This is a genomic window from Arthrobacter wenxiniae (assembly GCF_013376105.1).
Taxonomy (GTDB): Bacteria; Actinomycetota; Actinomycetes; order Actinomycetales; family Micrococcaceae; genus Specibacter; species Specibacter wenxiniae.
In genome coordinates, this window is sequence record NZ_JAAMFM010000005.1 from 128,339 (window position 1) to 154,064 (window position 25,726).

The 25,726-nt window shown below is 68.2% G+C and carries 19 protein-coding genes; 8 read left to right on the forward strand and 11 right to left on the reverse strand.

Annotated features, from left to right (window positions below; genetic code table 11):
• Window positions 1-18 precede the first annotated feature (18 nt).
• The 6 genes from G6034_RS05750 to G6034_RS05775 form a co-directional block, all read right to left on the reverse strand.
• The gene (locus tag G6034_RS05750; RefSeq protein WP_176634143.1) at window positions 19-852 is read right to left on the reverse strand and encodes a type IV toxin-antitoxin system AbiEi family antitoxin domain-containing protein; all 834 of its coding nucleotides are present in this window, start codon (window positions 850-852) and stop codon (window positions 19-21) included.
• Window positions 853-1,040: 188 nt separating this feature from the next.
• Window positions 1,041-2,813, reverse strand: coding sequence for an ATP-binding cassette domain-containing protein (locus G6034_RS05755; RefSeq protein ID WP_176634144.1), 1,773 nt, complete (start codon window positions 2,811-2,813; stop codon window positions 1,041-1,043).
• A 24-nt stretch (window positions 2,814-2,837) separates the two neighbouring features.
• Window positions 2,838-3,857 (reverse strand): 4-(cytidine 5'-diphospho)-2-C-methyl-D-erythritol kinase, encoded by a 1,020-nt coding sequence (locus G6034_RS05760; RefSeq protein WP_176634145.1) that lies wholly within the window; start codon window positions 3,855-3,857, stop codon window positions 2,838-2,840.
• Between the two features lie 9 nt (window positions 3,858-3,866).
• On the reverse strand, window positions 3,867-4,745 hold the full coding sequence (gene rsmA, locus G6034_RS05765) for a 16S rRNA (adenine(1518)-N(6)/adenine(1519)-N(6))-dimethyltransferase RsmA (protein ID WP_176634146.1): 879 nt from the start codon (window positions 4,743-4,745) through the stop codon (window positions 3,867-3,869).
• A 406-nt stretch (window positions 4,746-5,151) separates the two neighbouring features.
• Complete coding sequence (locus tag G6034_RS05770) at window positions 5,152-6,306, reverse strand: resuscitation-promoting factor (protein ID WP_343037945.1); 1,155 nt, start codon at window positions 6,304-6,306, stop codon at window positions 5,152-5,154.
• A gap of 241 nt (window positions 6,307-6,547) precedes the next feature.
• Complete coding sequence (locus G6034_RS05775; protein ID WP_176634147.1) at window positions 6,548-7,471, reverse strand: TatD family hydrolase; 924 nt, start codon at window positions 7,469-7,471, stop codon at window positions 6,548-6,550.
• A gap of 161 nt (window positions 7,472-7,632) precedes the next feature.
• On the opposite strand from G6034_RS05775, the gene G6034_RS05780 reads away from it, so the two are divergent.
• From G6034_RS05780 to G6034_RS05790, 3 genes are read left to right on the forward strand one after another with little or no spacing between them, the layout of a single operon-like run.
• Window positions 7,633-8,784: an AAA family ATPase gene (locus G6034_RS05780; protein WP_176634148.1), complete on the forward strand. Its 1,152-nt coding sequence runs from the start codon at window positions 7,633-7,635 to the stop codon at window positions 8,782-8,784.
• Window positions 8,785-8,797: 13 nt separating this feature from the next.
• On the forward strand, window positions 8,798-10,165 hold the full coding sequence (locus tag G6034_RS05785) for a DUF58 domain-containing protein (protein WP_246295339.1): 1,368 nt from the start codon (window positions 8,798-8,800) through the stop codon (window positions 10,163-10,165).
• Window positions 10,162-12,738, forward strand: coding sequence for a transglutaminase TgpA family protein (locus tag G6034_RS05790; protein WP_176634150.1), 2,577 nt, complete (start codon window positions 10,162-10,164; stop codon window positions 12,736-12,738). The genes G6034_RS05785 and G6034_RS05790 overlap by 4 nt, the downstream gene beginning before the upstream one ends.
• A 155-nt stretch (window positions 12,739-12,893) precedes the next feature.
• Here the strand turns inward: G6034_RS05790 and G6034_RS05795 are convergent, their stop codons facing one another.
• Both G6034_RS05795 and rsmI read right to left on the reverse strand, forming a co-directional pair.
• A complete protein-coding gene (locus G6034_RS05795; protein WP_176634151.1) occupies window positions 12,894-14,390 on the reverse strand; it encodes an NAD-dependent succinate-semialdehyde dehydrogenase in 1,497 nt (498 codons plus the stop codon).
• 281 nt (window positions 14,391-14,671) lie between these two features.
• Window positions 14,672-15,610: a 16S rRNA (cytidine(1402)-2'-O)-methyltransferase gene (gene rsmI / locus G6034_RS05800; RefSeq protein ID WP_176634152.1), complete on the reverse strand. Its 939-nt coding sequence runs from the start codon at window positions 15,608-15,610 to the stop codon at window positions 14,672-14,674.
• 46 nt (window positions 15,611-15,656) lie between these two features.
• On the opposite strand from rsmI, the gene G6034_RS05805 reads away from it, so the two are divergent.
• Window positions 15,657-17,357 carry a dolichyl-phosphate-mannose--protein mannosyltransferase gene (locus tag G6034_RS05805; protein WP_176634153.1) on the forward strand — a complete coding sequence of 567 codons (1,701 nt, stop codon included), beginning with the start codon at window positions 15,657-15,659 and terminating at the stop codon, window positions 17,355-17,357.
• 114 nt (window positions 17,358-17,471) lie between these two features.
• Here the strand turns inward: G6034_RS05805 and G6034_RS05810 are convergent, their stop codons facing one another.
• Window positions 17,472-18,731: a TIGR01906 family membrane protein gene (locus G6034_RS05810; protein ID WP_343037946.1), complete on the reverse strand. Its 1,260-nt coding sequence runs from the start codon at window positions 18,729-18,731 to the stop codon at window positions 17,472-17,474.
• Between the two features lie 119 nt (window positions 18,732-18,850).
• A complete protein-coding gene (locus tag G6034_RS05815; protein WP_176634154.1) occupies window positions 18,851-19,843 on the reverse strand; it encodes a stage II sporulation protein M in 993 nt (330 codons plus the stop codon).
• A 54-nt stretch (window positions 19,844-19,897) separates the two neighbouring features.
• Between G6034_RS05815 and G6034_RS05820 the strand changes: the two genes are divergently transcribed.
• The 4 genes from G6034_RS05820 to G6034_RS05835 all read left to right on the forward strand — a co-directional run bounded on the left by G6034_RS05820 (window position 19,898) and on the right by G6034_RS05835 (window position 23,137).
• A complete protein-coding gene (locus G6034_RS05820; RefSeq protein WP_176634155.1) occupies window positions 19,898-20,701 on the forward strand; it encodes an RDD family protein in 804 nt (267 codons plus the stop codon).
• Window positions 20,702-21,198: 497 nt separating this feature from the next.
• A complete protein-coding gene (locus G6034_RS05825; RefSeq protein ID WP_218063619.1) occupies window positions 21,199-21,732 on the forward strand; it encodes a MarR family winged helix-turn-helix transcriptional regulator in 534 nt (177 codons plus the stop codon).
• Between the two features lie 528 nt (window positions 21,733-22,260).
• A complete protein-coding gene (locus tag G6034_RS05830; protein ID WP_218063621.1) occupies window positions 22,261-22,497 on the forward strand; it encodes a hypothetical protein in 237 nt (78 codons plus the stop codon).
• A 73-nt stretch (window positions 22,498-22,570) separates the two neighbouring features.
• On the forward strand, window positions 22,571-23,137 hold the full coding sequence (locus G6034_RS05835) for a hypothetical protein (protein ID WP_176634158.1): 567 nt from the start codon (window positions 22,571-22,573) through the stop codon (window positions 23,135-23,137).
• A 428-nt stretch (window positions 23,138-23,565) separates the two neighbouring features.
• On the opposite strand, the gene G6034_RS05840 is transcribed toward G6034_RS05835, so the two are convergent.
• Window positions 23,566-25,557, reverse strand: coding sequence for an ArnT family glycosyltransferase (locus tag G6034_RS05840; RefSeq protein ID WP_176634159.1), 1,992 nt, complete (start codon window positions 25,555-25,557; stop codon window positions 23,566-23,568).
• Window positions 25,558-25,726 lie beyond the last annotated feature (169 nt).

The window sequence follows — 25,726 nt, forward strand, 5'->3', positions numbered from 1 at the left end:
GTGGAGCCGTGCACGCCATCAACGGCGCCTGTTTTCCAGGGCGCGGAGCGCGTTCCGGACCAGCTCCACCATGGCGTCGGGGTGATACATGGCGTCGCTGGCCTTGATGTGCAGGGTTGGCACGTCCTGGATGGTCAGGACATTGAGCCTGCGCAGGTCCTCGGCCCAGGCCAATGCGGAGTTGTGGTGCTTTTCACCATCCGTTTCAACACCCAGAATGCCCTCAACCAGCAAGTCCAGGTGCCCCATTCCACGGACCGCGGCCTGCCCCTGCACATTGAAGCCGGCCTCGCGGAGAAAGTATCGCCCGCACGTCTCAGCGATGGACTGGGATTGGGGGTCGACCTTGTCCAGGATGCGCCGCATGGCGGCATCCCTGCGCTTGTCGAAAACGCGCCGCAATTGGGACATGGTGCACTTCTTCTTCACCAGGGCCGACTCCACCACGCACAGCGCTTCCACTTCGGTCCCGCACTGGACGCAGTGCCGCAGCACATCCCACAGTGTGAGCCTGCCCTTGAACCGGTGCACCTTGCACCCGGGCACCGGCCGCCCGTGAATCACCGCCACATGCGGAATCCGCGGCGTGTTCAAGACCCAGAGGCCCATCTTTTCCGCCCTGCTGAAGCAGCCAAGTTGGGCCTGATTCGTCGCCAGCAGGACGTCAAAGGCGGCGGCGTCCGGCAGGCCGTAGACGGACCTGGCCAGGCGGCGAACCCGTCCCTCCGCGACGGCCCTTTGAAGGTCCCAGTCGGTCAAACCCCGCTTGATCAGGTCCGGGCGCCGGGCAGTGGTTGATCCCATGGCCGCAATGACGGCTTCCACAGGCTTTCTGCTGGTGAGAGTGTCCATGGTCCCAGCTTGCGGCGAAACCCACGACGCCGGCAGCCTTGTCACCGCCGAATGTGGACAAGTCCGTGATCGCAGCGCCTGTGGAGGGACCCATGCCACCTTGGACGGGAGCCCCATTGCTGCCCTGCAACGCTCCACTTCAAAAGTGGAGCTCCGTTGGGGGCCAGCGGCGCTCACCTGTCCAAGTGCTACTCGAGCACTTCAGAGGCCTCGAGCCACTCCCTTTCCAGCGACTCCTTCTCCCCCGCCAGCTCGGCGAGCTTCGCGTTCAGTTCGTCCAGGGCGTCGTAGTCGCCTACCTTGGCCGCCATCTGGGAGTGCACCTTGGCCTCCGCGGCGGCGAGCTTGGACAGCTGGCGCTCCACGCGGTTCAGGTTCTTGCGGGCATCGCGCTTCTCGGCCTCGGACGGCCCGGAGGCGCGAGTGGCAGCGGCCGGCTTGGAGGCGGCTGACAGTGCCTCCCCGCGCAGTTCCAGGTATTGGTCCACTCCCCCGGGCAGCCCGCGCAGCTTGCCGTCGCCGAGCATCGCCATCTGGTGGTCGGTGACGCGTTCGAGCAGGTAGCGGTCGTGCGAGACCACCACCAGCGTGCCCGGCCAGCCGTCCAGCACGTCCTCGACGGCCGCCAGCGTATCGGTGTCCAGGTCGTTCGTGGGCTCGTCGAGCATGAGCACGTTCGGCTCCCCCACCAGCAGGCGCAGCAGTTGCAGGCGCCGCCGCTCGCCGCCGGACAGGTCCCGCACCGGCGTCCACTGCTTGTCCTTCGTGAAGCCAAGCTGCTCCACCAGCTGCCCCGCCGTCATGTCCTTGCCGCCCACCTCAAAGGAACGCTTCTCCCGCTCAATGACCTCCAGGACGCGCAGGTCCAGGACGTCGTCGAGCTCGCGCACCTCCTGCGTCAGCACCGCCGTCTGCACGGTCTTGCCGCGCTTGAGCCGCCCGGACGACGGCGGGACCTCGCCGTTGAGCAGGCGCAGCAGGGTGGTCTTGCCCGCGCCGTTCACGCCGACCAGCCCCAGCCGTTCCCCGGGCGCCAGCCGCAGCGTGATGTTCTTGAAGATCTCCTTTTCCCCGTACGACAGGGATACGTTCTCCAGGTCCAGGACGTCCTTGCCCTGCCGGGCGGTGGCCATGCGGGAGAGCGCCACGGTGTCGCGGGGTTCGGGGACGTCGGCAATGAGGTCGTTGGCGGCCTCGATGCGGAACTTCGGCTTGGCCGTCCGGGCCGGGGCTCCACGGCGCAGCCACGCGAGCTCCTTCTTGACCAGCTGAACACGCTTGGATTCAATGACGGAGTTCATGCGGTCACGTTCGGCGCGGGCCAGCACGTACGCGGCATATCCGCCGTCGAAGGGGTCAATGATGCCGTCGTGCACTTCCCAGGTGCGGGTGCAGACCTCGTCAAGGAACCAGCGGTCGTGCGTGACCACCACAAAGGCGCCCTCGTTGGTCCGCCAGCGCTCCCTGAGGTGCTTGGCCAGCCACGCCACGCCCTCCACGTCGAGGTGGTTGGTGGGCTCGTCCAGCATGATGACGTCGTCGTCGCCGATGAGCAGCTTCGCGAGGGCCACCCGCCGCTTCTGCCCGCCCGAGAGAGAGTGGATGTTGGCGTGCCAGTCCACTTCACCCACCAGGGCACCCATGATCTCGCGGATTTTCCGGTTGGACGCCCACTCGTGGTCCGCGGCCTCGCCCACAATCGCGAAACCCACGGTGCTCTCGCCGTCGAGCACGTCCGACTGGTCCAGGTACCCCACGTGCACGCCGGCGCGGACGGTCACGCGCCCCGAGTCGGCGCTCTGCCGTCCGGCCAGCAGGCGCATGAGCGTGGATTTGCCGTCGCCGTTGCGGCCCACAATGCCGATGCGGTCGCCCTCTTCAAGACCCACCGTGACACCGTCCAGGACCGTGCGGGTGGCAAAGGCGATGCTGAGATTTTCTCCACCGAGGAGATGTGCCACGTCAAACCACTTTCATTGAGGAAATCATGCGTTAAAAATTCGTTGCGCGCCGTGCACGGGACCCTCCACGGCCTGCGCGTCCAGGCCGTCGCCGGCCAGCTGGGCCACAAGGTCCAGCGCGTGTGCCCGGTCCCTGGCAAGCATGGCCACCGTAGGTCCCGAGCCCGAGACCAGGGAGGCCAGGGCACCCAGCCGGGGTCCGGCGTCGAGCACCTCCTGCAGCCCGGGAGCCAGGTGCACGGCGGCTGCCTGCAGGTCGTTGGCCAGGCAGGGCGCCAGCAGTTCGGGGTCCGCCGCGCGCAGGGCCGCGAGGAGGGCCGGGTCCACCTGCTCGGGCTCGGCCGGCACGGCGCCGTCGCGCAGGGTGTCCAGCGTGCCGTAGACCGCGGGCGTGGACAGCCCGAAACCCGATTCGACCAGGACCCAGTGCAGCGGCTGCGGGGCCAGGGCGGAGGTGAGCCGGTCCCCCACCCCCAGCCCGACGGCGGCGCCACCGAGCAGTGCGAACGGCACGTCCGCGCCGAGCTCCGCCGCGAGGTGGGAGAGCTCCTCCTTGGACAGGCCGGTGTGCCAGAGGGCGTCGCAGGCCACGAGCGCCGCCGCGGCGTCCGCGGACCCGCCGCCCATGCCGCCGGCGATGGGCACGCGCTTGGTGATCTCCAGGTGCACGCCGCTGGCGGCCTCGCTGACGTCGGCCACGAGCAGGGCGGCCCGGACGGCCAGGTTGGCGGCGTCCAGCGGGATGCCGGCCAGCAGCTCCGGGGCCACGGTGCTGCGCGGGTCGATGCTTACGGTGACGTCGGTGGCGGGCGTGCCGGGCTTGGCCGTGGCCTGGACTTCCTCATAGAGGGAAACAGCCAGGTAGGTGCTTGCCACATGGTGGTACCCGGTGTCCAGCAGCGGGCCCACGCGCAGGGAGGCATTGATCTTGCCGGGGGCCTGGACGCGGACGTGCTTGGGCCGGCCCGTCCAGTCGTACTCGGCGCCCGGGGAGTCCGCGAAAAAGTCCGCCGGGGTGTTATCGCGGGGGTTCAGTGGTTCCATGGCGCAGTCTCAGGCCGCCATCGGGAGCTTGGCTTCGGCGATGCGGGCAAAGGCGGCCACGTCGATCACTTCGCCGCGGGCGGTCGGATCGACGCCGGCCAGCCGCAGGCAGCGTTCGGCCTCCGCCGCGCCGCCGGCCCAGCCGGCGAGCGCGGCCCGCAGGGTTTTCCGCCGCTGGGCGAAGGCGGCGTCGATCACGGCGAAGACCTGCTGACGGGACGCCCTGGTCACGGGTGGCTCGCGGCGGGTGAATTCCACCAGTCCCGAGGAAATCTTCGGCGCCGGCCAAAACACGTTCATGCCAATCACGCCGGCCTTGCGCATCTGCGAGTACCAGGCGCCCTTGACCGACGGCACCCCGTACGTCTTGGACCCGGGCCCGGCCACCATGCGGTCCGCCACCTCGTCCTGGACCATGACCAGACCGTGGTCCAGCGACGGGAAATGCTCCAGCAGGTGCAGCACCACGGGCACGGCCACGTTGTACGGCAGGTTGGCCACCAGCGCCGTGGGCTGCGCGGGCAGCTCGGTAACGCGCATGGCGTCCGCAAGCACGACGTCGAGATTGCCCGCCTTCCCCGGGCGGAACGCGGCAACGGTTGACGGCAGCTTGGCGGCCAGGACGGGATCGATCTCCACGGCCACCACGCGCGCGGCGGCGTCCAGCAGGCCGAGCGTCAAGGAGCCCAGGCCGGGGCCCACCTCCAGCACGGTTTCCCGCGGGTCCACCTTGGCCGCGGCCACAATCCGGCGGATGGTGTTGCCGTCGATCACAAAGTTCTGGCCCAGCGTCTTGGTGGGGCGGACGCCAATCTCCTCCGCGAGGCGGCGGATCTCGGTGGCGCCGAGGAGCGGCTGGGTCGCGGGGCTGGGCTGGGTCGAGGTCACTGGACAATCGTATCCGCTCGGAGCGATCGGGCTCGCGGCGGGCCTGCCGGCAGTGCGAGCGTTTGGCGACCTGGCCGGCGGATTCCGCGCCGGATGTACGGTCCCGGCGGGACAGCTCGCGGCCACATCGCCAGAGCTGTCCAAAAAGGCGGGCCCGGCGCCGGACAAGGCGCCGGACAAGGCGCCGGACAAGGGGCCGGATCTGCGCAATCGGCGCTTCCGGGGCGGGTGCCAAGCCGCCGAGGCCGTACAGCGCCGCACAACAGGGCGTTTGGGCATCCCCAGCGAACCGGGCCAGGCTCATGGCACGGTTAAGTGCAACGCTCCCCGCGGCTTCGTCGGCCGCGGGGAGCGTTTTCAGGGATTCGGCGGGCCCACCGGTTTCGACAAGCCCAACCACCGGGGATTAGCCGGCGGCGCCTGCACAGCCCCAGGGGCTCAGGCCGCGCTGGGCGTAGACCTTGTTGGCGATGGCGATCTGCTGGGCCTTGGTGGCCAGGCTGGCATTGGGCGCGTAGGCCCCGCCGCCGTTGCCGATCCAGGTCTGGATGTCGAACTGCAGGCCGCCGTAGTAGCCGTTGCCGGTGTTGATGGACCAGTTGCCGCCGGACTCGCACTGTGCAATGGCATCCCACATGGCCTCGTTGGACATGGCCGGGGCCTTCGCGCCGGTGGCGCCTGCCTTGGCGGCCGGGGTGGCCGCGGGACGGGCCTTGGAGCCCACAACGACCTGGGCGTCGACGGGTGCCGTGAGGACCCTGGTGCCGTCCAGGCTGCGGCTGACGACGTGGCCGTCGATGGAGACGGTGCGGAACACTGTCTCGAGCGTGCCCGCCACGCCGGCGCGGATGGTCTTGGTCTGGTCCTTGAACATTGACGGGTCAACGCTCTGGCTGGTCTTGAACGCCAGCGGGGACTTCTCGGAGACGGTGCCGGACTTGTTGACGCGGGACACCTTGACCACCATGTTGGCGACGACGTCGGACACGGCGGGGACGGAAACCAGGTCCGCCGCGCCAACCTTGACGCCGGACTCCGCCAGGACGTCGGCGACGGTCGCGGCCGTGGTGGTCTTCACGTCCTTCCGGCCGTCGGCGATGACCGTGACCGCCTTCGGGGTGATGATGCTGATGTCGCTGGCGCTGGCCAAAAGGGTGTCTGCCGGCGCCGAAACACGGGCGTTGGCCGCGATGCCCAGCTGGCTGATCAGGCCCTGGATCTTGTTCGAGGTGGTGGTGACGGTGCGCTCGGTGCCGTCCAGGTTGACCTTGACGTCCTTGGCCTTGTCAACGGTGATGGCCATGCCGTTTTCCACACTGGTGTCCAGTGCGGGGCTGACGCGGTCGTCGGGACCAACCGGGACGTGGGCCTTGTTCAGGACCTCGGCCACGGATCCGCCAAATGTGGAAACTGAACTTGCCGTGCCGTCAACCGTGAGGCTGATCGACTTGTTGGCGCCGGTGAAGGTCATGAGCCCGGCCACGAGGGCGATGAGGACTGCAGCCTGCCCGGCAATTTTCAGATAGTTCAATTTGCCGTCAGTGGCGAAGAGGTTGGTCACTTGTTCCCGTAACTACTAGAGCACCCGGGCACGGGGAGTGGCGGAGCAATTTTGCACGGTCCTGCCCCAAGGCAAAATCACTGCAAAAATGTCCGTCGCGAACGGCTGCGGCAGGGCCCAATTGAACGGTGGATCCCGCCGCGTTTCATCCGTAGGCCTTCCCCGACCCCGGCTAATAGTCACCCAGCGTAACCCAATCGTTACCAATAAGCCAAGGATTGATAACGAAGGCAACCCCCCTTCAGGCGGTCCAGGAGCCGTAGACCGCCTCCGTGTTGGCCCGCAAAAGCTCCCCCAGGGCGTCCAGTCCGCGCCCCGTCAGTTGTGCCATGCTTTGCACCGTGTACGGCAGCATATAGCTGGCGTTCGGGCGTCCGCGGTGCGGGTGCGGCGTCAAAAACGGCGCATCGGTTTCGACCATCAGCAGCGCCGGGTCCGCCACGGCGAGCGCCTCCCGCAAACTTTTTGCATTTTTAAAAGTGAGGGTGCCCGAAAACGACATGTACCAGCCGTTTTCGTTACAGATCCGTGCCAGTGCCGCATCGCCGGAGAAGCAGTGGAAAACCACGCACGACGGCGGCCCCTCCTCCCGCAGGACGTCCACCACATCGCCGTGGGCGTCCCGGTCGTGGATCTGCAGCGCGAGCCCCCGCCTTTTGGCTATGTCGATGTGGCGCCGGAAGGAGTATTTCTGGTCCGCGATGCCGTCCGGGCCGGTGCGGAAGTAGTCCAGTCCCGTCTCGCCGATGGCCCGGATGCGCGGGTGGGCGGCCAGCGCGTCAATTTCCGCCAGCGCGTCGTCAAGCCCCCCGGAGCCGGCAAGCGGCGGGGCGTCGTTGGGGTGGATGGCCACGGCACCCAGGACGCGCGGGTCCAGGTCCACCGCCTCCGCCGTAAAGCGCGACGACTCCAGGTCGCAGCCCACCTGCACGGCGCCGGCTATGCCCACCGCCTCCGCGGCGTCGAGGGCGTCCCTGAGGGCAACCGGCGAGTCGCCAAAGTCAAAGTGCGTGTGGTTGTCGTACACGGGCACCGGGAGCGGGGCCGGGGCGGGCGCGAACCCCGGGCGCCGCGTTCCGGCGCCGGGCGTTCCGGCGTCGGGCTTGGGGCCGGCCTCCGGTGATTCGTCGCGGCGGTAGGGGCGGGGCACGTCAAGGGAGCACATGTTTGCCAATTTTACCTTTGTTTATCCGGGCTCCACCGGACACTTTCGGGCCAAACCGTCGGATACTAGTAGCGTGGGTCACAAAAAGACCCGCCTTGGCCCTGGGGACCAAAGAGGCCACCGGGGACTGACGCTGGTCGAACAGAGGTGAAAGGTTGGGCATGCACCCGCGCGAGACGCTTACGGCGGCATCAAATTCCGGCCCGGGCACGGCCGGGGGGCCCGACACGGTCCACCAGGCACCCCAGCAGGCCGCACACGAGACGCCCCGGCGGGAGCCCCTGCCGAGCCCCAACGGCCGGCACCCGGAGCGGCCCAGCGCCCCGCCGCGGCAGCAGCCCATGGACGCCGAACGGTTCGCCGGCCTCAGCCGGGACATCATGGCCGCCATGAACACCGTGATCGACGGCAAGGAAGAAGCCGTGGCGCTGTCGCTGACGGTGCTCCTGGCCCGCGGCCACCTGCTGCTGGAGGACGTGCCCGGCGTGGGCAAGACCCTGCTCGCCAAGACCCTTGCGAGGACGCTGGACTGCACCGTCAGCCGCATCCAGTTCACCCCGGACCTGCTCCCCAGCGACATCACTGGTGTCTCCATCTACAACCAGTCCGCGCAGAGCTTTGAGTTCCGCCCCGGCGCCATTTTCGCCAACCTGGTCATCGGCGACGAGATCAACCGCGCGTCCGCCAAGACCCAGTCGGCGCTGCTGGAATCCATGGAGGAACACCAGGTCACGGTGGACGGGACGTCCTACGGGCTGGCGGAGCCGTTCATGGTCATCGCCACGCAAAACCCCATCGAGATGGAGGGCACGTACCCGCTGCCGGAGGCGCAGCGGGACCGCTTCATGGCCCGCATTTCCATGGGCTACCCGGATACGACGGCGGAACTCGCCATGCTGGAAACGCACCAGTCCGTGAACCCGCTCGATGCGGTGCGCGCGGTGGCGACCACGGCGGACGTGGCGGCCATGCTGGAGGTGGTGGCGGCCACGCACGTCTCGGGCGCGGTCAAGGAATACACGGTGGCGCTGGGCCAGGCCACGCGCAGCAGCGGGCAGTTGCGGCTCGGGGCCAGCCCGCGGGCCCTGCTGCAGCTGCTGCGCGCGGCCAAGGCGTCGGCGGCGCTGGCCGGGCGCCGCTTTGTCCTCCCCGACGACATCCGCAACCTGGCCGAACCCGTCCTGGCGCACCGCCTGATCGTGGAGCGCAAGGCCGCGAGCATGGGCACCACCGCGGCGGACGTCATCGCCGACGCCCTGGCCCGGCTCCCCGTCCCCGCACAGCCGCAGGCCGCCCAGCCCGGCAGGAGGTAGGTGCGTCACCGTGATGAGCTGGATTCCGGAGAAGGTCTTCCGGCCCCGCGGCTGGATGATGATGGCAGCCGGCCTGCTCGCCCTGCTCCTCGCCCAGCTGCTGGGCCGCCGCGACCTGCTGGTGGCGGCCGTGTTCCTGCTGGCCCTGCCGCCGCTCGCCAGCGCGGGCCTGCACCTGCTGGCCCCGGGCTTCACCGTCAAGCGGCGCTTCTCCCCCGCCTTTGTGGAGGCGGGCACGACGGCGGCCGTCACCGTGGACGTGCACGGCACCACCCCCGGGGGCGCCAGCGCCCGCATCACCGAGCAGCTGCCCCCACACCTCATTGACGTCCCGCACTTTGACTACCCGAACCCGGTCACCCCGCGCAGCCTGCTCAGCCGCTACCACTACACCCTGCGCCCGAGCCGGCGCGGCGTCTTCACCATCGGCCCGCTCACGGCCAAGTTCGCCGACCCCTTCGACGTCGCCCTGCTGACCCGCGAACTCGACAAGGGCGAGCCGCTCACGGTGGCGCCGGCCGCCGTCGTGCTTCCGGAAATCTCGCTCACGGGCGGGCGCGGGCAGGACGGCTCGCGCATGACGCGCCAGCAGGCCAACCCCAGCGACGACGACGTCATGACCCGCGAATACCGGCACGGGGACCCGCTGCGGCGCGTCCACTGGCCCGCCACGGCACGGCAGGGCAAGCTCATGGTCCGCGCCGAGGAATCCGTGACCACCCCGGAGGCGGCCCTGGTGCTGGACCAGCGCACGTGGGCGTACGGCGGGGCGGCGAAAATGCCGCGCAGGGCGGACACCCTGGCCACCACGCCGGCGTTCGAGTGGGCGGTGACGGCGGCGGTCTCCATCGCCGCGCACCTGCTCGAGAGGTCGTACGTGCTGCGGGTGCTGGACGACCAGGGCCACCCGGGTTTCCATTCCTCGCGCTCCGCCGCCGAGCCGGGCCGGGAGGACTTTGCCGGCCAGTCCGGCGCGCTGGCCGTGGCGCAGTCGCTTGCGGCGCTGGAGCTGGCGGCGCCGTCCCGCGCCGACGCGGCCACGCCGCTGGCCGACGTCCTGGCCGACCGGCTGATCCAGACCCGCCGGCGCGGCCCGGTCATCGCCGTCACGGGGCTGCTGACCGACGCCGACGCCATGATCCTGGCCGCGGCCATCGAGGCGGCCGAGGGCGCCTACGCCTTCATGGTCTGCCCCGACCCCGCGCACGCGGCGGGGCCGCTGAACATCCTGCGCCGGGCCGGCTGGCAGGCCCTGGCCGTGGCGCCGCACACCGCGCTGCTGCAGGCCTGGATGGACGTTGACACGCCCCTGGCGCTGCCCGCCCCGACCACCGGCAGCCTGCACCATGTGCCCGCGGCGGCCCCGGGGGGACGGCCATGACCGGGACCATCGCCGGGACCCGGCCGCCCTACGGAACGCACGACGGCGGCGGGCCGGGGCCCGGGGCGGGCGGCGGCCCCGAACGTGGCTGGCGGGCCGGCATGCGCCGGTACCTGGGCCGGCCCGAGACCGGCCCGGCCCGGTGGGTGCTTGCCGCGGCGGTGCTGGGCGCCGTCATGGGCGCGTCGCTGGGCTTCCGCAACGTCATGCTGGACTACAGCTGGATGCCCAAGGCCTTCCTGGTCGCGGCCATGACCGTGCTGCTGCCGGCCCTGGCCCGCCGCTGGCCGCGCCTTGCCGCCTTTGCCCCGCTGGCCGCGCTGACGGGCTGGTTCGTGGGGCTGACCCTGGCCTTCTTCGCCGGCACGGCGTACCTGGGCCTGATCCCGTCGGAGCGGACCGTGGACGCGGCAGTCAACCTGGCCACGGAGGCGTCGGCCACCATCATGGTGAACAACACGCCCGTGCCCGTGGACACCGGGCTGGTCTTTGTCATTTGTGCCGGCGTGGGCTTCGCCGCGCTGCTGGTGGACACCCTGGCCGTCACGGTGTCCATGCCGGCGTCCAGTGCGATCGGCCTGGTCCTGCTGCTGCTGCCGGCGTCGCTGACCACGCAGGACGGAATCGGCGCCGCGGGCTTCATCGGCGCCGGGGCGGGCTACCTGCTGCTGCTCGGCTGCTGCCGGTGGTACGCCCCCGACGGCAGGCTCCGCCCCGCCGCCAACCGGGCGCGCAGCGGGACCCTCGCCCGGGCAACCGTGCTGGGGACCGCCGTCGTGCTGGTGGCCGCCGTGCTGCCGGTGGCCATCCCGGGCTTCGACAACGGGGCCTTCCCGCAGGGCTCGCGCCTGGGTTCGCCGGGGAACGTGGCCGGCCTCGACCCGATGATCTCGCTCGGCAACGACCTCAGGACGCAGTCCGGCGCGGTCAACCTGACGTACCTGAGCAGCTCGGACACGCCGCTGTACCTGCGCATGAGCACGCTTGAGGACTTTTCCGGGAGGGTGTGGAAGCCGTCGCCCGTCCCCAAGAACCTGACCGGCGACCTCAGCGGGCTGGCGCCGGCGCTGGGCCCCAACCCGGCAGTGCCCGAGGTGAAGACCACCACCTGGGTCGACGTGGTGAACCTGGCCAGCACCTGGCTGCCCGCGCCGCTGGGGGTGACCGGCGTGGTTGACCTGCGCGGGCTGTGGACCTGGAACGCCTCCACGCAGACCATCAACGCCGACGCCGGAACCAGCACCCGGGAGCAGTCGTACATGGTCACCAGCCAGATGCCCGCGCTCACGCCGGAACTGCTCGAGGCGGCCACGCAAAGGCCCGACCCCGCCCTGGATCCGGTGTACACCGCGCTGCCCAGAAACGTCCCGTCGATCATCAAGAACACCGCCGAGGACATCACGAAGGGCAAGGCCACCCCCTACGACCGCGCCCTGGCCATCCAGGACTACCTGCGCTCCCCCATCTTCACCTACAGCGAGAAAACACCTGTCGAGAAGGGCTACGACGGGGCCGGCATGAACGTGCTGGCCAAGTTCCTGGAGGTCAAGGCCGGCTACTGCGTGCATTTCTCCGCGACCATGGCCGTCATGGCCCGCGAGCTGGGCATCCCGTCGCGGATTGCCGTGGGGTATGCGCCCGGGGAGCGGACCACGGAAACCGCGCTGGTGGACGGGCAGCAGCTGGCGGGCTACCAGGTGTCCGGCCGCGACGCCCACGCCTGGCCGGAGCTGTACTTTGAGGGCCTGGGCTGGGTGCCGTTTGAGCCCACCCCCTCCCGCGGCGCCGTGCCGGCCTACGCCCGCGACAACGTCTCCGGCGCCTCCAATGCCGGCCCCAACGACTTCCTCAACGGCGCCAATGCCAAGCAAACGGCCACTGCCGCGCCGTCCGCCACTGCCGCGCCTTCGGCCAGCGCCGCCGCTGCCGCCGTGGCGCCGACCCCTCCCCCGGCCCGGATCAGCGCGTCGCTGGTCGGCGTGCTGCTGGTGCTGCTGGCCCTTGCCTCCCCCGCATTCTCGCGCATCCAGGTACGACGCCGGCGCCTGTCCCTGGTGCGCGGTGCCGGGCCGGGCCGCTGGCGCGTTCGGGAACGGCTGCGGCGTCTACGTGGCCGGGGTGTGGCCGCCAGCGGGGCGGTGGCTGTGGCGCCCGATCCCCGGGATGCGCCCGAGCTGTTGGCGTGGCGTGAATTCATTGCTTCGGCGGTGGACTACGGCTACCGGTACGACCCCTCGCTGACGCCGTCGCAGCAGGCGGCGGGCATTGCCGGGCTCGCCGGGTTTGAAAGTTCGGGTGCTGCCGGCGCCGCGGCTTCCGCTGCGCGTCCTGCGGACGTGGCCGGTGCCCCCGCGGGCACCACCCGGACCGCGGTGCGGACGGCTCCGGACCTGCTGCGCGACGCCTATGAAAGCGCGGTCTACGGCCCGCCCCGGGAGGAAGCCGCTGGCGGCCGGGACGATCTCGCCGACGCCGTCGAAGCCGTCGTTGCCCGGTTCAAGGGCCGGGCCGACACCTTGGCCCGCGTCCGCGCCGTCCTGCTCCCGCAGTCCCTGTTCCGGCGCACGCGCTGACCGCCGGCGCATGCGCTGACCGCCGGCGGTACCGGACAACGCGTGCGGTTTGGACTGGCCGTGGTCGTTGAAGCTGGTGTTGCACAGGCCTTCTGGTGCCTGACTCCAGTGGCATCGACGTCGTCGCAGGCCGTCAAGCCCGGGCGGGGCGGCGGTCAGGCGGTGTGCGGGTTCGGGAAGCCGATGTACTGCGTGTACTGGTATTCCTCGATGCCCTCCAGGCTGCCTTCGCGGCCCAGACCGGACTGCTTGACGCCGCCGAACGGCGCCGCGGCGTTGGAGATGACGCCGGCGTTCAGGCCCATCATGCCGGTCTCGATCCGGTTCGCCATGCGCAGGCCGCGGGCATAGTCCTTGGTGAAGACATACGCCACGAGCCCGTATTCGGTGTCGTTGGCCAGGGCCACCGCCTCGTCCTCGTTCTTGAACGTGACGATGGGTGCCACGGGGCCGAAGATCTCCTCACTCAGGATGCGGGCCCCGGGCTCCACGCCCTGCAGCACGGTGGGCTGGTAAAAGTAGCCGGCCCCGGCCACGGGCGCCCCGCCCACCACCGCGCGGGCGCCGTCGGCCACGGCATCGGTCACGAGGGAGTGGACCTTGTCGCGGCTCTTGGCGTCGATGAGCGGCCCCACCTTGGTTTCCGGGGCGGTGCCGCGCCCAACGGCCGCGGCGCCCATCTTCGCGGCGAACTTGGCGGCGAATTCCTCGGCCACGGAATCGTGCACCAGGAAGCGGTTGGCTGCTGTGCAGGCCTCGCCCATGTTGCGCATTTTCGCGGCCATGGCGCCGTCCACCGCGGCGTCGAGGTCGGCGTCGTCGAACACCAGGAACGGGGCGTTGCCGCCGAGCTCCATCGAGGTGCGCAGCACGGTGTTGGAGGCGTCGGCGAGCAGGCGCCGGCCCACGGGGGTGGAACCGGTGAAGGAGAGCTTGCGCAGGCGGGGGTCCTGGATCAGCGGCCCGGTCACGGCGCCGGCGGTCGACGTCGCGATGACGTTGAGCACCCCGGCCGGCAGTCCGGCGTCGAGCAGGACCTGCGCGAAGAGCTGGCTGGTCAGCGGCGTGAGGTTGGCTGGCTTGAGCACCATGGTGCAGCCGGCGGCGATGGCGGGGGCGATCTTGCGGGTGGCCATGGCGAGCGGGAAGTTCCAGGGCGTGATCAACAGGCACGGGCCCACGGGCTTTTTCTGGACCAGGATCTGGGCGGTGCCTTCGGGGTTGCCCGAGTAGCGGCCGAACGACCGCACGGCCTCCTCGGAGAACCAGCGCAGGAATTCGGCGCCGTACTTGACCTCGCCCAGGGATTCGGCCAGCGGCTTGCCCATTTCCAGGGTCATCAGGAGCGCGAAGTCGTCGGCGCGGGCCATGACCATGTCAAACGCACGGCGCAGGATCTCGGCGCGTTCGCGGGGCGCCGTGGCTGCCCACGCGTCCTGCGCCGCGACGGCGGCATCGAGCGCGGCGGCCCCGTCCGCCGCGCCGGCGTCGGCCAGCGTCAGCAGGACCTTGCCCGTCGACGGGTCTTCGACGTCGAATGTCTTGCCCGACGCGGCCGGGCGCCAATGGCCATCGATCAGCAGCCCGGTGGGGACGCCTGCCAGCAGGGCGCTTTCGCGTTCGGTCAGTTCGGTGGCGGCGGTCACGGTCATGATGACTCCTTCGTCTGTGGGCAGGCCCCGGCCTGGTGCGCGGGGAAGCAGCGTGCTGCTATAGCGTTCACGGTAGTTCTCCTGCGCCAGCAGTGTCTACTCATGTGCGCACTACGGAGCGCGCCGCGACTGTGCATTTGTCCAACAGCGGGGGGCTCGAACACAGGAGCACGGCTCAAAGTCCTTGAACTGGAGCGCCATTGGGTCCCACTGGTGCGCCACTCTTCAAGTGGAGCACCATTGGCGGCGTATCGTGCTCCGTTTCAAAGTGGCCGGAGTCCTCATCCTCGCGCTGCCAGAACGGCGCTGTACAGCTCGCGCTTGCTGACGTGGACGTCGTGGGCGATGACCGCCACGGCCTCCTTCATGCGCATGCCCTGGCGCATGAGTTCGTTCACGGCGGCCACGTGGTCCTCGGGCGTGCCATGGTCCGCGGCGGGGGACCCGGCCACCACGATGGCGATCTCGCCGCGGATCTCGGCAGCTTCCGCCCATTCCAGCAGGCCGGAGAGCGGCTTGCGGATCACTTCCTCGTACGTCTTGGTCAGTTCGCGGCACACGGCCGCCGGGCGGGCCGGCCCAAACGCCGTGTGCAGCGCCCGCAGCATGGCCTCCAGCCGGTGTGGGGCCTCAAAGAACACCATGGTGCGAGGTTCCACGGCCAGGTCATGCAGCCGCGAGGCCCGCTCCCCGGACTTGCGCGGCAGGAACCCCTCAAAGCAGAAGCGGTCCGTGGGAAGGCCGGACAGCGCCAGCGCGGTGAGAACCGCGGACGGTCCGGGGGCCGCGGTGACCCGCACGCCGGCGGCGGCGGCGGCTTCCACCAGCCGGAAGCCGGGGTCGGACACGGAGGGCATGCCGGCGTCGGTCACCATGAGCAGCACCTTGCCCGCCTGCACCTGGGCCAACAGCTCGGGCGTCTTGGCGGCCTCGTTGTGCTCGTGGTAGCTGACAATCCGCCCTGAAACGGTGACGTCCAGCGACGTGACGAGGCGGTGCAGCCGCCGCGTGTCCTCGGCGGCCACGATGTCCGCGTTCCCGAGCCAGGAGACCAGCCGGGCGGACGCGTCGCCCATGTTCCCGATGGGTGTGGCCGCCAGGACTATGAACCCCTCCCCCGCTCCCGCCGCGGGGGCCAGCGACGCGTCGAGGGCCGCCTCAAAGCCCGCATCGGCTCCTGCGTCGGTGCCGGCGGTTTCCAGGTCCAGGTCATCTTCCATGACACCAGCGTAGTTGGCCCGGGCAACGGCCACGCACTTCGGTAGCATGGGCAGGGTGCACACCAATGCTGCGGAATCCGCCGTTCCCACCCCGGACCTCCCCGCAGCAGCGCCGGCCCTGCGGGCGCCGGCGGAAAGCCACTGGCTCATGGACCCCGTCCACGCATTCACCCGGTCGTCCCTGCTCCTGCGGCTGCTCGGCGTCCGCGCCAGCTTCGGCCAGACGCCGGCGAGCCTGCGCCTCTGGTTCTGGCTGGCCCCGGCGCTGGCGGCGGTCATCGGCGGCATCCTGCGCTTCGTCCGCCTAGGCCAGCCGAATTCCCTGGTTTTTGACGAGACCTATTACATCAAGGATGCGTACAGCTACCTGCAAAGCGGCTACGAGCGCAACTGGGCGGAGAAGGCGAACGACCTCTTTACCAAGGGCGATTTCAGCGGCCTTCAAAGCACGCCGGAATACGTGGTGCATCCCCCCGTGGGGAAATGGATGATCGCCTTCGGCATGTGGCTTTTCGGTCCGGACAGCACGTTCGGGTGGCGGTTCTCGGCGGCACTGGTCGGCACGCTGTCCGTGTTCCTGCTCGCCCTGATCGCGCAGAAGATGTTCCGCTCCACCATCCTGGGCGCCGTGGCGGGGCTCCTGTTCGCCGTGGACGGGCACGCCATTGTGCAGTCGCGCACGTCCCTGCTGGACATCTTTGTCATGTTCTGGGCCCTCGTGGCGTTTGGCGCGCTGCTGTTGGACCGGGATGACGGACGACGCCGGCTGGCGGCCCGCCTGTCCCGCCTCACCTCCCCCGGTGGCCGGGTCCCGGCGAAGCACCTGCTCTTTGGGCCGTGGCTGGGCATGAGGTGGTGGCGGCTCGCGGCCGGCGTTGCGCTGGGCCTGTGCACCGGCACCAAGTGGTCCGGGCTGTTCTTCCTGGCGGCCTTTGGCTTGATGGGCGTGATGTGGGACATGAGTGCCCGGCGCATCGCCGGCATCCGGTATTGGATCACCGGTGCCATACTGAAGGACGGCATCCTCGCGTTTGTCAGCGTGGTGCCCGTTGCCGCCCTCACATACCTGGCCACGTGGACGGGCTGGTTCCTCTCCACGAACGCGTACGACCGCAACTGGGCCGCAGCCAACCCGAGCCAAGGGTGGGGGTGGGTCCCGGCGTCGCTCAGGTCCCTGTGGCACTACCACCTGACGGCCTACAACTTCCACATCGGGCTTGAATCCGACCACCCGTACAAGGCGAACGCGTGGTCGTGGCTCGTCATGGGCCGGCCCACGTCCTTCTACGCCCAGTATCCGCTCAAGGGCGAGTCCGGCTGCACGGCGGACAAGTGCGCCGCCATGGTGACCAGCCTGGGCAACCCGCTGATCTGGTGGGGCGGCTCCCTGGCGCTGCTGTTCCTGATCGGTGTCTGGGCCGCCCGGCGGGACTGGCGTGCCGGGGCCATCCTGGCCGGTTTTGCCGCCGGCTACGTGCCGTGGCTGCTGTACCCGGAGCGGACCATCTTCTTTTTCTACGCAATCGCGTACGAGCCCTACATGATCCTGGCCGTGACCATGGTGCTGGGCATGGTCCTGGGCAGGGCGTCCGCTCCCCCCTGGCGCAGGCAGCAGGGCGCCCTCTTCGCCGGCATCTTCATTGTGCTCGCGGTGGGCCTGAGCGCCTACTTCTACCCCCTGTGGTCCGCCGAGGTGATCCCGTTCGACTACTGGCGCCAGCACATGTGGATGCCGAGCTGGATCTAAGGTCGGTGCCCGGCGAGCGGACTCGGGCGGAAAATACCGCCGCTCCCGCAAATAGTCACCGATGTGGCGGCGGCAAAATGCGGGAGCGGCGGCATTTCCTGGGCTGGGCGGCGGTTACTGGGCGGCGGCGCGGCGGCCGGGGCGCTTGGCGCGGGCCACGGCCTGGCGGCGGTCCTTGGTGGGCCAGGTGAATGCCAGCGTCAGCGAGGAAACCACCAGCACGAACGCGCCAATGAAGATGCCGGCATCCGACCAGAATTGGCTCGGGAAGAGCCGGATCAAGGTGTCGTCCGTGTAGAACGTCCAGGTGCCATTCGCGAAGAAGATCTTGTGGAAGTCGGTGAAGAACGTCTCCCAGCCCATGACGGCCAGGACGCCCAACCCAATGATCAGCACCAGGGTGGCGATGGAGCCGGCAAACAGTCCGCGACGGACCCCGCCCGTACTGCGGCGGGACAGGTAGATGATGCCAATGACCATGACGATGGCCAGCACCAGGCCCAGCAGGAAGGCCAGGTCGATCAGCGACTTCACATCAGCCATGTGCGCCACTTCGCGGTCCAGGAACAGCGGCTTGCCCTCCGTGTTGACAAGGCCGCCCAGGTAGCGCCGTCCGGCAAAGTTCAGCAGGTAGTCCACGGTGTAGGAGCCGTAGGTGAGGCGGTCGTCCGTGGAGAACCCGAACGAATCCGCCGGGAAGCCGGGACGGTGGTACTCGATCCAAAGGAAGGCGTTGGTGGTGACCAGCCGGATGGCCAGCACCAGCAGCACCACCGGGTAAAACACGGCCATCAGCACCTGGAACACGCGCGGCAGCACGGGCTTGGTGTTGGCGGCCTGTTCACGGGCGGCCAGGCGGCGGTCCACCTCCTCCTGCGGCGGCCGGACCTGCAGCATGGTGGTGGGCGATTCTTCCACGAAGACATCCCGCTCCGCATCGGGGGCGGGCGCGGAATTGGCAACGGGTCCGGTGTTGGCCGCAGGAGCCGGGCTCCCGGCGGCCGCAGGAGCCGTTCGTCCGGCCGCGGCCGCGGCGCCGGCGGAGTCCATGGAAGGCTCTGCAGGGACAGCAGACCCGGACTTGGCCGCAGCGTGAGGCTCTGAAGCCAGCTTCGGCATCCGGGTGGCCGGGCGCATGGGCTCGGGCGCGCCGCTGGCAGGCATGTCGATCTTGATCTTGCTGCCGGCGGGCTTCGCGGGGGCGGCTGAAGAAGCAGTGGCACCCGGGGAAGCAGGCCCAGCGGCGGCGGCGCTGTCGGCCACCGGGAAATCGGCGCCCGGCGCAGCGCCGGCGGCCCCCGCGGCAGCGGGCCTGGCCGGAGGTTCGGCGCCCGGGAGGGCAGCGGTGGCGGGCGTTGCTGAGGCGGTGGGCACTTCGCGTGCTTTAGGGTGCTCGTTCTCTGTCACACCCGCAAGGATACCCACCGATGCTGTCCGGGAGCTGGTGCCACCCCGGGGCGACGCCAAACTAACACCGCGCTCCCCGGCGGGGTTCAGCCAGAAGGGGCGGCAGCCCCGGCGTCGTCCGCGGCAAGGTCGCCGCGCTCCCGGGCCAGCCACGCGCGCCGGCCCAGCATCAGGGTGTAGCTCCAATAGGCGGCCAGGACCAGGGCGCCGATGGTGATCTTGGCCCAGACGGGCAGCGGGCTGGGCGTGACATAGGCCTCCACGAGCCCCGAGATGAACAGGACAAAGACCAGGCCGACGGCGGTGGTCACCAGGGAGCGGCCCTCCCGGGCCAGGGAGTCGAGCCGGCTGCGGGGCCCGGGGCTCACCCAGGCCCAGAAGATGCGCAGGCCGGCGGCGGAGGCGATGAAGACGCTGGTCAGTTCCATGAGCCCGTGCGGGAGGATGTAGCTGAAGAAGGTGTCGCCGCGGCCGTAGGCAAACATCACACCGGCGGTCATGCCCACGTTTTGGGCGTTCATGAACAGTGAGTACGGCACAAACACGCCCGTGATGCCCAGGGCCACGCATTGGGCGGCGATCCAGGCGTTATTGGTCCACACTGAGCCAGCGAAGGAGGCCGCGGGGTTGTCGGAGTAGTAGTTGACGAAGTCGTGGTTGACCAGCTGCTGAAGGCGGGCGTCGGAGCCCAGGGCCGCGAGCACGGCGGGGCTGCCGGCCGCCCACGCGGCGAAGAGCGCGCCGATGACGGTGAAGACGACGCCGACAATGACTGTCAGCCACCGCAGCCGGTAGAACGCGGCAGGCAGGGAAATGGCGAAGAAGCGGGCCACGTCCACGAACACGTTTGACCGGGCGCCGGTGAAGCGGGTGCGGGCGTTGGCCAGGATGGCGGACAGTGACGCGGAGAGCGCGGACTCGGCCTCGACGGAGCGGATCAGGGACAGCTGGGCGGAGGTGCTTTGGTACAGCTCCAGGAGCTCGTCCGCCTCGTGACCTGTGAGCCGGCGCTTGCGGGCAAGCGAATTCAGCCGTTCCCACTGCCGGCGGTGCACTGCGGTAAACGCGTCCAGGTCCACGCAGCCAGCCTACCGGCCACGGCGCTTACGGGGCGGCCTTACTAGACTGGTTTCATGTCCGCGATCATCACCGGCGAGGCCGTTGTCCTGGAGCTCCGCCCGGCGTCCTTTGCCGCCCGGTCGCTGGGGTCCGCCATCGACGTCCTGGTGACCATTGCGCTGATCATCGGCGCCATGTTTGTCATGGGCGCCGTGCCGGACCTCCTGGACGGGGCCGCGGCCCGCACTGTCATCCTGGTGACGCTGGTGGGGATTGTGGTGGCGCTGCCCATCGCCGTGGAGACCCTGACGCGCGGCAAGTCCGTGGGCAAGCTGGTCATGGGGCTGCGGATAGTGCGCGACGACGGAGGCTCCATCCGCTTCCGGCAGGCCTTGGTCCGTGGCCTCCTGGCGGTGTTTGAGATTTACCTGTCCCTGGGCTCCGTGGCGTTTTTGGTGTGCCTCTTCAACGGCAAGTCGAAGCGGCTGGGCGACATGATGGCCGGCACGTATGCCATCAGGGACCGCGCCCCCTCCGCCGGGCCGCTGCAGGTCCACACCGTCCCGGCCTTGGAGTCCTGGGCATCGCTGGCCGACATCGGCCGGCTGCCGGATCCGCTGGCCCGGCGGATATCCGTCTACCTGCGCCAGGGCGCGCGGATGGCGGCCACTTCGCGTGCTTCGATGGGTGTTGCGCTGGCGGAGGAGGCCGCCGCCTTTGTGGCGCCGCTGCCGCCGGCCGGCACTCCCGCGGAGGTTTTCCTGGCGGCCTTGATGTCCGAGCGCCGCAGCCGCGAATTCGCCCGGCTTTCCGCCGCGGAAGAGCAGGCTGCGCACCTGCGGGCACGCCTTGAGGGCCATGGGGTGGGAAGCAAGTAGTCCTGCCGAGTACTCGGAATCCGGGTGCGCTTGGGTGGCGGGCTTGGGTGTTCGTTGGGTTCTCGGGGTTTTTTTCTTGTTGGGGTTCCTTTTTTAAACCTTGATCTCATGTGCCCTGAATCTGGCAGCCACCATGATTTCGCCAAGAACACGGCCATGCCCTCCGGCTGGTTGCCGGCATACGGGCGGGATGGACTCCTGAGGCACTCGATAAGGACCATTGAGCCCACCCACTGCTTCAAGCTGGCGGGCTCCGATGGAAGGACGCACTTCCGACTTGCGCCGGATTGCGAGGAAAGAGAATCCAAATCGCTGGGCGGGTTGTTTTGGCCAAACTAATTTCACGATATTTTTTGATTTACCGTTTGATAACTTTGATTAATACCTTCATTTTTCCCCAATTTTTCCCCAATTCGCAGGCGATATTCGCAAGGATTGGTGTACCGCTGATAAAGTTAGACGAATAACGTATGGCTTGGCAATCGATGGATCAGGAGATGAACATGGCACTGACCGTGGTGGTGGGTGATGATGAGGGGGCTCCGATCAATCCCGTCGAAGAACTGGCCGGCGAATTGCGGCGTCTCATCATTTGCGGGGAACAGTTCAGGAACCTTCGTGCGAAGGAACTCCAGGTGGGGTCCAGCGACCTTGTGGCACTGGGGCATCTCCATAACGGCGGTCCCATGGCGCCTAAAGAATTATCGGCGCTGATGGGCGTCTCCTCGGGTACCATGACAGCTTTGCTGGATCGGGGGGAAAAGGCCGGTTTGCTCAGGCGCGAACGAAACCCGGAGGACCGGCGTGGACTTCTCATCCATCTCACCCCTGCCGGGCTGCAGTCGGTCCAGTGGGTCTACGAGCAGTTCGATGCCGTGGTTTGTCAGACTCTCATCAATGTTCCGGCGCCCAGTGTCGATGTACTCCGTTCCCTCCTGGAACAGCTCAACGAGACACTGAGCTGCGTTGCCGACGATGACTATAACGCTTCTGCGGGTCTACAACAGCCGTTGCAGCTGCACGAGGCTTAGCCCCACTGCCGTTCGGTTGAGGTGTGGCGTTTGGTGTCAGGTCGGCGTGTCTTGGGGGGAATTGGGTGTGGCTCCTGTTCGGGTAGTTCGGTCCGCCAGGACTGATCTACCCGAACGGGAGCCACCAGGCGTGATTCTGCCATCAATCACGATTCGGGGGTCTTTGCGCCCGGGCATTTGGGCGAGTTGACGTGTGTGGTCCCGTTCGCCGATCAGGGCTGGAAGCGGGTCCACTCCCGCCGGGTTGCCGGAGCCGGTGAAGCCCTTCGGCAGCGACATTGCGTGAGGCGATGCGCCGTTGCGCGAACTGTTCACCCTCGTCAAGGGGCCCGCGGGGGCCGGAGCGCACCAGGTGACACGGCTTGCCGGAAGGCTGGTCGCGGCCATTGACGGCACGCAGTTGGCCGAAGCCGGCACTGAAGCGGCCCAGGTCCGGTTCCTCAAAACACACCAGGCCGAACGGTGTGCCGGGGTATCCGATGATCCGGACGGTAGCCATCCTCACGGCCGGTACCCGCTCGATCCTTGATGCAGCGTTCGGTGCCGATTGCGTTCGGTGCCGATGCGGTGGGTGAGCTGAGCTACGCCCATCAAGCCATCTCGTGCCTGTGCGATGGCATGGTGCTGCTCGGCGACCGGAACTTTGCCACCCACAAATTCTTCGCAAGAGTCGCCGCCACGGGATCTGATTTCCTGATCCGAGCCAAGACAGGCAGGGCTGCCGGTGCGGGGCATGGACGCGGCAGTGCATGGACGCCGCAGTGACCGTCACGACCGAGAAGGGAACCCGCACCAGCCCATCGCGCAACGGAACTTCACGGACCCGGACGCGCGGATCATGAAGACCGCGGACGGTTCCAACCACCACGCCTGCACCGGCCAGGGCGTCGTTGATGCCGACCACCAGGTCATCAACGCCACCGAGCTGAACAATGTTGCCATCGACATCCAGCAACTCGAACCGATAATCAAGCGCGCCATGGACACGGTCGGGGGGACGCCCAAGACCTGGAGCGCCGATGCCGGGTTCTGCCCGGCAGCCAACCTCGAACACGTCAAGGACGTGGAAGCGGAGCATGCGACGGAGTTCTTCATCTCCGCCCGCCGCATGAAACACACCGCCCCTATCCCTGACTCCCCGCGGGGCCGGATCCCGGCCAACGCCACCCCGGGCGAGCGCATGGCCCGGAAACTGAGAACCAAAAAGGGCAAGAAGATTTACGTCCGGCGCAAGGCCTCAAACTCCACACCTACCGCACCCACCAGGCCACCTGAGAGAGAAAGGAACCAGAAAAAGCAGCCACCACAGCCTCTGCAGCGCCCGTCAGGTGCCGCCGGGAGAGGCCAAGGCACCACAACGACATCCACGGACCCACAAACCGGCGCCGGCCCGGCCCGGAACTGACGAATTCCGTCACGACACGACGTCGAACCTCAAACCACTACCGGCACACGCACCCAGGCGCGGGTGCTCCGGGAACTTCGATGGAGGAACTGGCAACGATCAACGTGGCCGCAGGCGGGCACCCTTCGTGGCCATAAGGCGCATGATCGCCGCAATCCCCTTGGCCGCCCGTCGGTAATTTCTTGTGGCCGCAAACAGAGCTTTTCAAAAAAATTTAGTGGCTTCAAATATTGGTGCAACAAAGGCCCTTTCCGCGGAATCCACACGGAAACCGGGGAAAGAACCAACGTAATTTCCGAGTGGAACACAGCACTTTCCCTGGCCTCCCCCACTCCTGAAGGGCTGCCCTTGGGCTCCTGTCCGTTGGCATGCTTGGATACGCACGGCCAAGCCTGCCGCCCTGAACGGCCGCCGGTCCACGCGTGTTCCTATCTGGGTGGATTAAGGGTACTTGAGGCAGGGGCCGCGGGATGAGGTCCCTGCCCCTTGGCAACGCCCGTGTGCGGCCTGCAGTCGAAAAGGACGTAAGTGCCGGCTGCGGGGCGTTCCGGGCCGTTTCGCGGAGGCATATATTGGCTTTCGGGGACCGTGCTGCAATTCGCCCCGACCCAGGCACGGATGCCGTTCACGTTGCCGGACCGTGAATCGACCTGCCGGGAGCCAGCCGTCAGCAGGAGAAATCGCAAGGACCCCGCCGCGACCAGTCGGGCGATTTGCTGCGGGTTAACGTTTGGTGCCGTGGATGAGTAGCCGCCCACTGTCAGGAGGCGGTTTCCTCCTTCCATAATGAGGGGTGCGCTGGTGCGCCAGGAATCTGTGGCCAGAATGAAGCCGCCAGGAACGTGTGTGTTGAGCCTGGCAAAGCGGTACATGTCGGATCCCGCCGCCGCGAGGTCCAGTATCCTTCGGTCGGAGTTCAGGCCCGGACCATAGATCCCGGGGTGGAGGGGGTCGATCGATGCCTGGTCGAGTGTCGCCGGTCGGGGCCCGGCGTAGGCATCGTTCGCGCTGCCATTGAAGCTGGGATCAAGGGTGGACAGCGACCAGAGCACTGGGCCTGCCAGAACCACGCCAACGGCGAACACGGCCAATACCTCCAAGGTGTGCCCGCGGCCGAGCGTCGCCGTGCGGTTGGCTCCGACAAAAGAGAACAGGCTACTGCCGAAGCCAGCCGCTCCAATGACGGGCAGCAGCCACGGAGCAAGGCCCCAGTCTCCTGAAGACTCGATGATTGCGATGGTCCAGAGCGTCTGGATCAGCAAGTACAGGGACAGGGCGTACCTGGCTCTGCTGCCCGGCAACACCAAACTCCTCCATAGCAGTCCGCCACCAATGGCGGCCAGCGCAGCGATCGGCAGTGCGAGGCTGGCCAGATACACGGGGTGAGGTATGGCGGTGACACCCATGAGCGTCCCCTCCGTCAGCAGCAGGCCCGCACTCACCAGCAGCCCGGACTTCAACTTTCGGGCCGCAGGAACGGGAAGAAGGTTCCGGCGCAGGTAAAGGACGCCCAGAACCAGGCCCGCCAGCGCCAGCGGGTACAGCCATCCGATCTGGGTGGAATAGTACGGAAGGAACAGCTTAAGCGGACTGTGAACCAGCCACCCCTGTCCAGGACCGACATCCCCTGCGCCTCCCACTTCCTTCCCGTCAGCACCCGGCGCCAGAGCCCCCGGGACAAGGCCGGGAAGGTAGCGGTTCAGTCCATTGAACCCAAAGACCATGGAGTAGATGTTGTTATCCACGGTGCCGTCGATGAAGGGCCTGCCGGGTGCGGGCACGAGCGCGATGGCGCTCATCCAGGACAGTGAAACGGCCACAGTCAGCACGGCAGCAGCACACAGATCCCGAACCTTCCTGAGCATTGTGTGCCTCTGCAGGATCATATAGACGACGGCCAGGGAAGGAAGAATCAGCCAGGCCTGCATCATTTTGGCCTGAAATCCCAGACCCACCGCCACCGCACTGAGGAAGAGATAGCCGGTGCGGCCGGTATCCAGCGACTTCTGCCAGGCCAGCACGGCCAGCGTCGTGCACAGGGTAAGCATCGCGTCCTCCATTGGGTGGGAGAACATGGACACCAGAAGTGGAGTGGTGGCCATCACGGCAGCACCGAACACGCCGGCCCGAAACCCGGCCCAGCGGCGGATCACCGCGTAGGCGGCCAGGATGGTGGCCTGTCCCTCCAACGCCTGGGGAAGGCCCAGGGCCCAGGGGTTAAAGCCCAAGGCCCGTACCGCAAGTGCCTGGGGCACCAGGAACCCCGCAAGTTTATCCAAGGTGATTGTGGCCGAGGGGTCGAAGGCGCCGAAGAAAAAGGCCCGCCAGTTCCCGGACATGCTCCGGGCAGCTGAGGCGTAGTAGTCGGAATAGCCGCCAAACCCAATGTCATACGCGAAAATCACACCTGATCCGCCCATGATCAGAGCCAGACATACGTAGACCCACCACGGGGCAGCGACCCGGGCCCCGGACAGTCCCGGCAGGAAGGCGCCCCTGAAACTGTCAACACCGCGTGAAGCTCGAGCAAGTCGCCAGCCAAGCAAAGCACACCTCCGTCCATCAATATGTCCGCAACAAAGAAGTCCC

Coding starts and splice junctions, on each gene's coding strand:
- G6034_RS05750 (WP_176634143.1), bottom strand. CDS start 852: ATGGACACTCTCACCAGCAGAAAGCCTGTGGAAGCCGTCATTGCGGCC.
- G6034_RS05760 (WP_176634145.1), bottom strand. CDS start 3,857: ATGGAACCACTGAACCCCCGCGATAACACCCCGGCGGACTTTTTCGCG.
- G6034_RS05775 (WP_176634147.1), bottom strand. CDS start 7,471: ATGTGCTCCCTTGACGTGCCCCGCCCCTACCGCCGCGACGAATCACCG.
- G6034_RS05780 (WP_176634148.1), top strand. CDS start 7,633: ATGCACCCGCGCGAGACGCTTACGGCGGCATCAAATTCCGGCCCGGGC.
- G6034_RS05785 (WP_246295339.1), top strand. CDS start 8,798: ATGAGCTGGATTCCGGAGAAGGTCTTCCGGCCCCGCGGCTGGATGATG.
- G6034_RS05790 (WP_176634150.1), top strand. CDS start 10,162: ATGACCGGGACCATCGCCGGGACCCGGCCGCCCTACGGAACGCACGAC.
- G6034_RS05795 (WP_176634151.1), bottom strand. CDS start 14,390: ATGACCGTGACCGCCGCCACCGAACTGACCGAACGCGAAAGCGCCCTG.
- rsmI (WP_176634152.1), bottom strand. CDS start 15,610: ATGGAAGATGACCTGGACCTGGAAACCGCCGGCACCGACGCAGGAGCC.
- G6034_RS05805 (WP_176634153.1), top strand. CDS start 15,657: ATGGGCAGGGTGCACACCAATGCTGCGGAATCCGCCGTTCCCACCCCG.
- G6034_RS05820 (WP_176634155.1), top strand. CDS start 19,898: ATGTCCGCGATCATCACCGGCGAGGCCGTTGTCCTGGAGCTCCGCCCG.
- G6034_RS05825 (WP_218063619.1), top strand. CDS start 21,199: ATGAACATGGCACTGACCGTGGTGGTGGGTGATGATGAGGGGGCTCCG.
- G6034_RS05830 (WP_218063621.1), top strand. CDS start 22,261: ATGCAGCGTTCGGTGCCGATTGCGTTCGGTGCCGATGCGGTGGGTGAG.
- G6034_RS05835 (WP_176634158.1), top strand. CDS start 22,571: ATGAAGACCGCGGACGGTTCCAACCACCACGCCTGCACCGGCCAGGGC.
- G6034_RS05840 (WP_176634159.1), bottom strand. CDS start 25,557: ATGGGCGGATCAGGTGTGATTTTCGCGTATGACATTGGGTTTGGCGGC.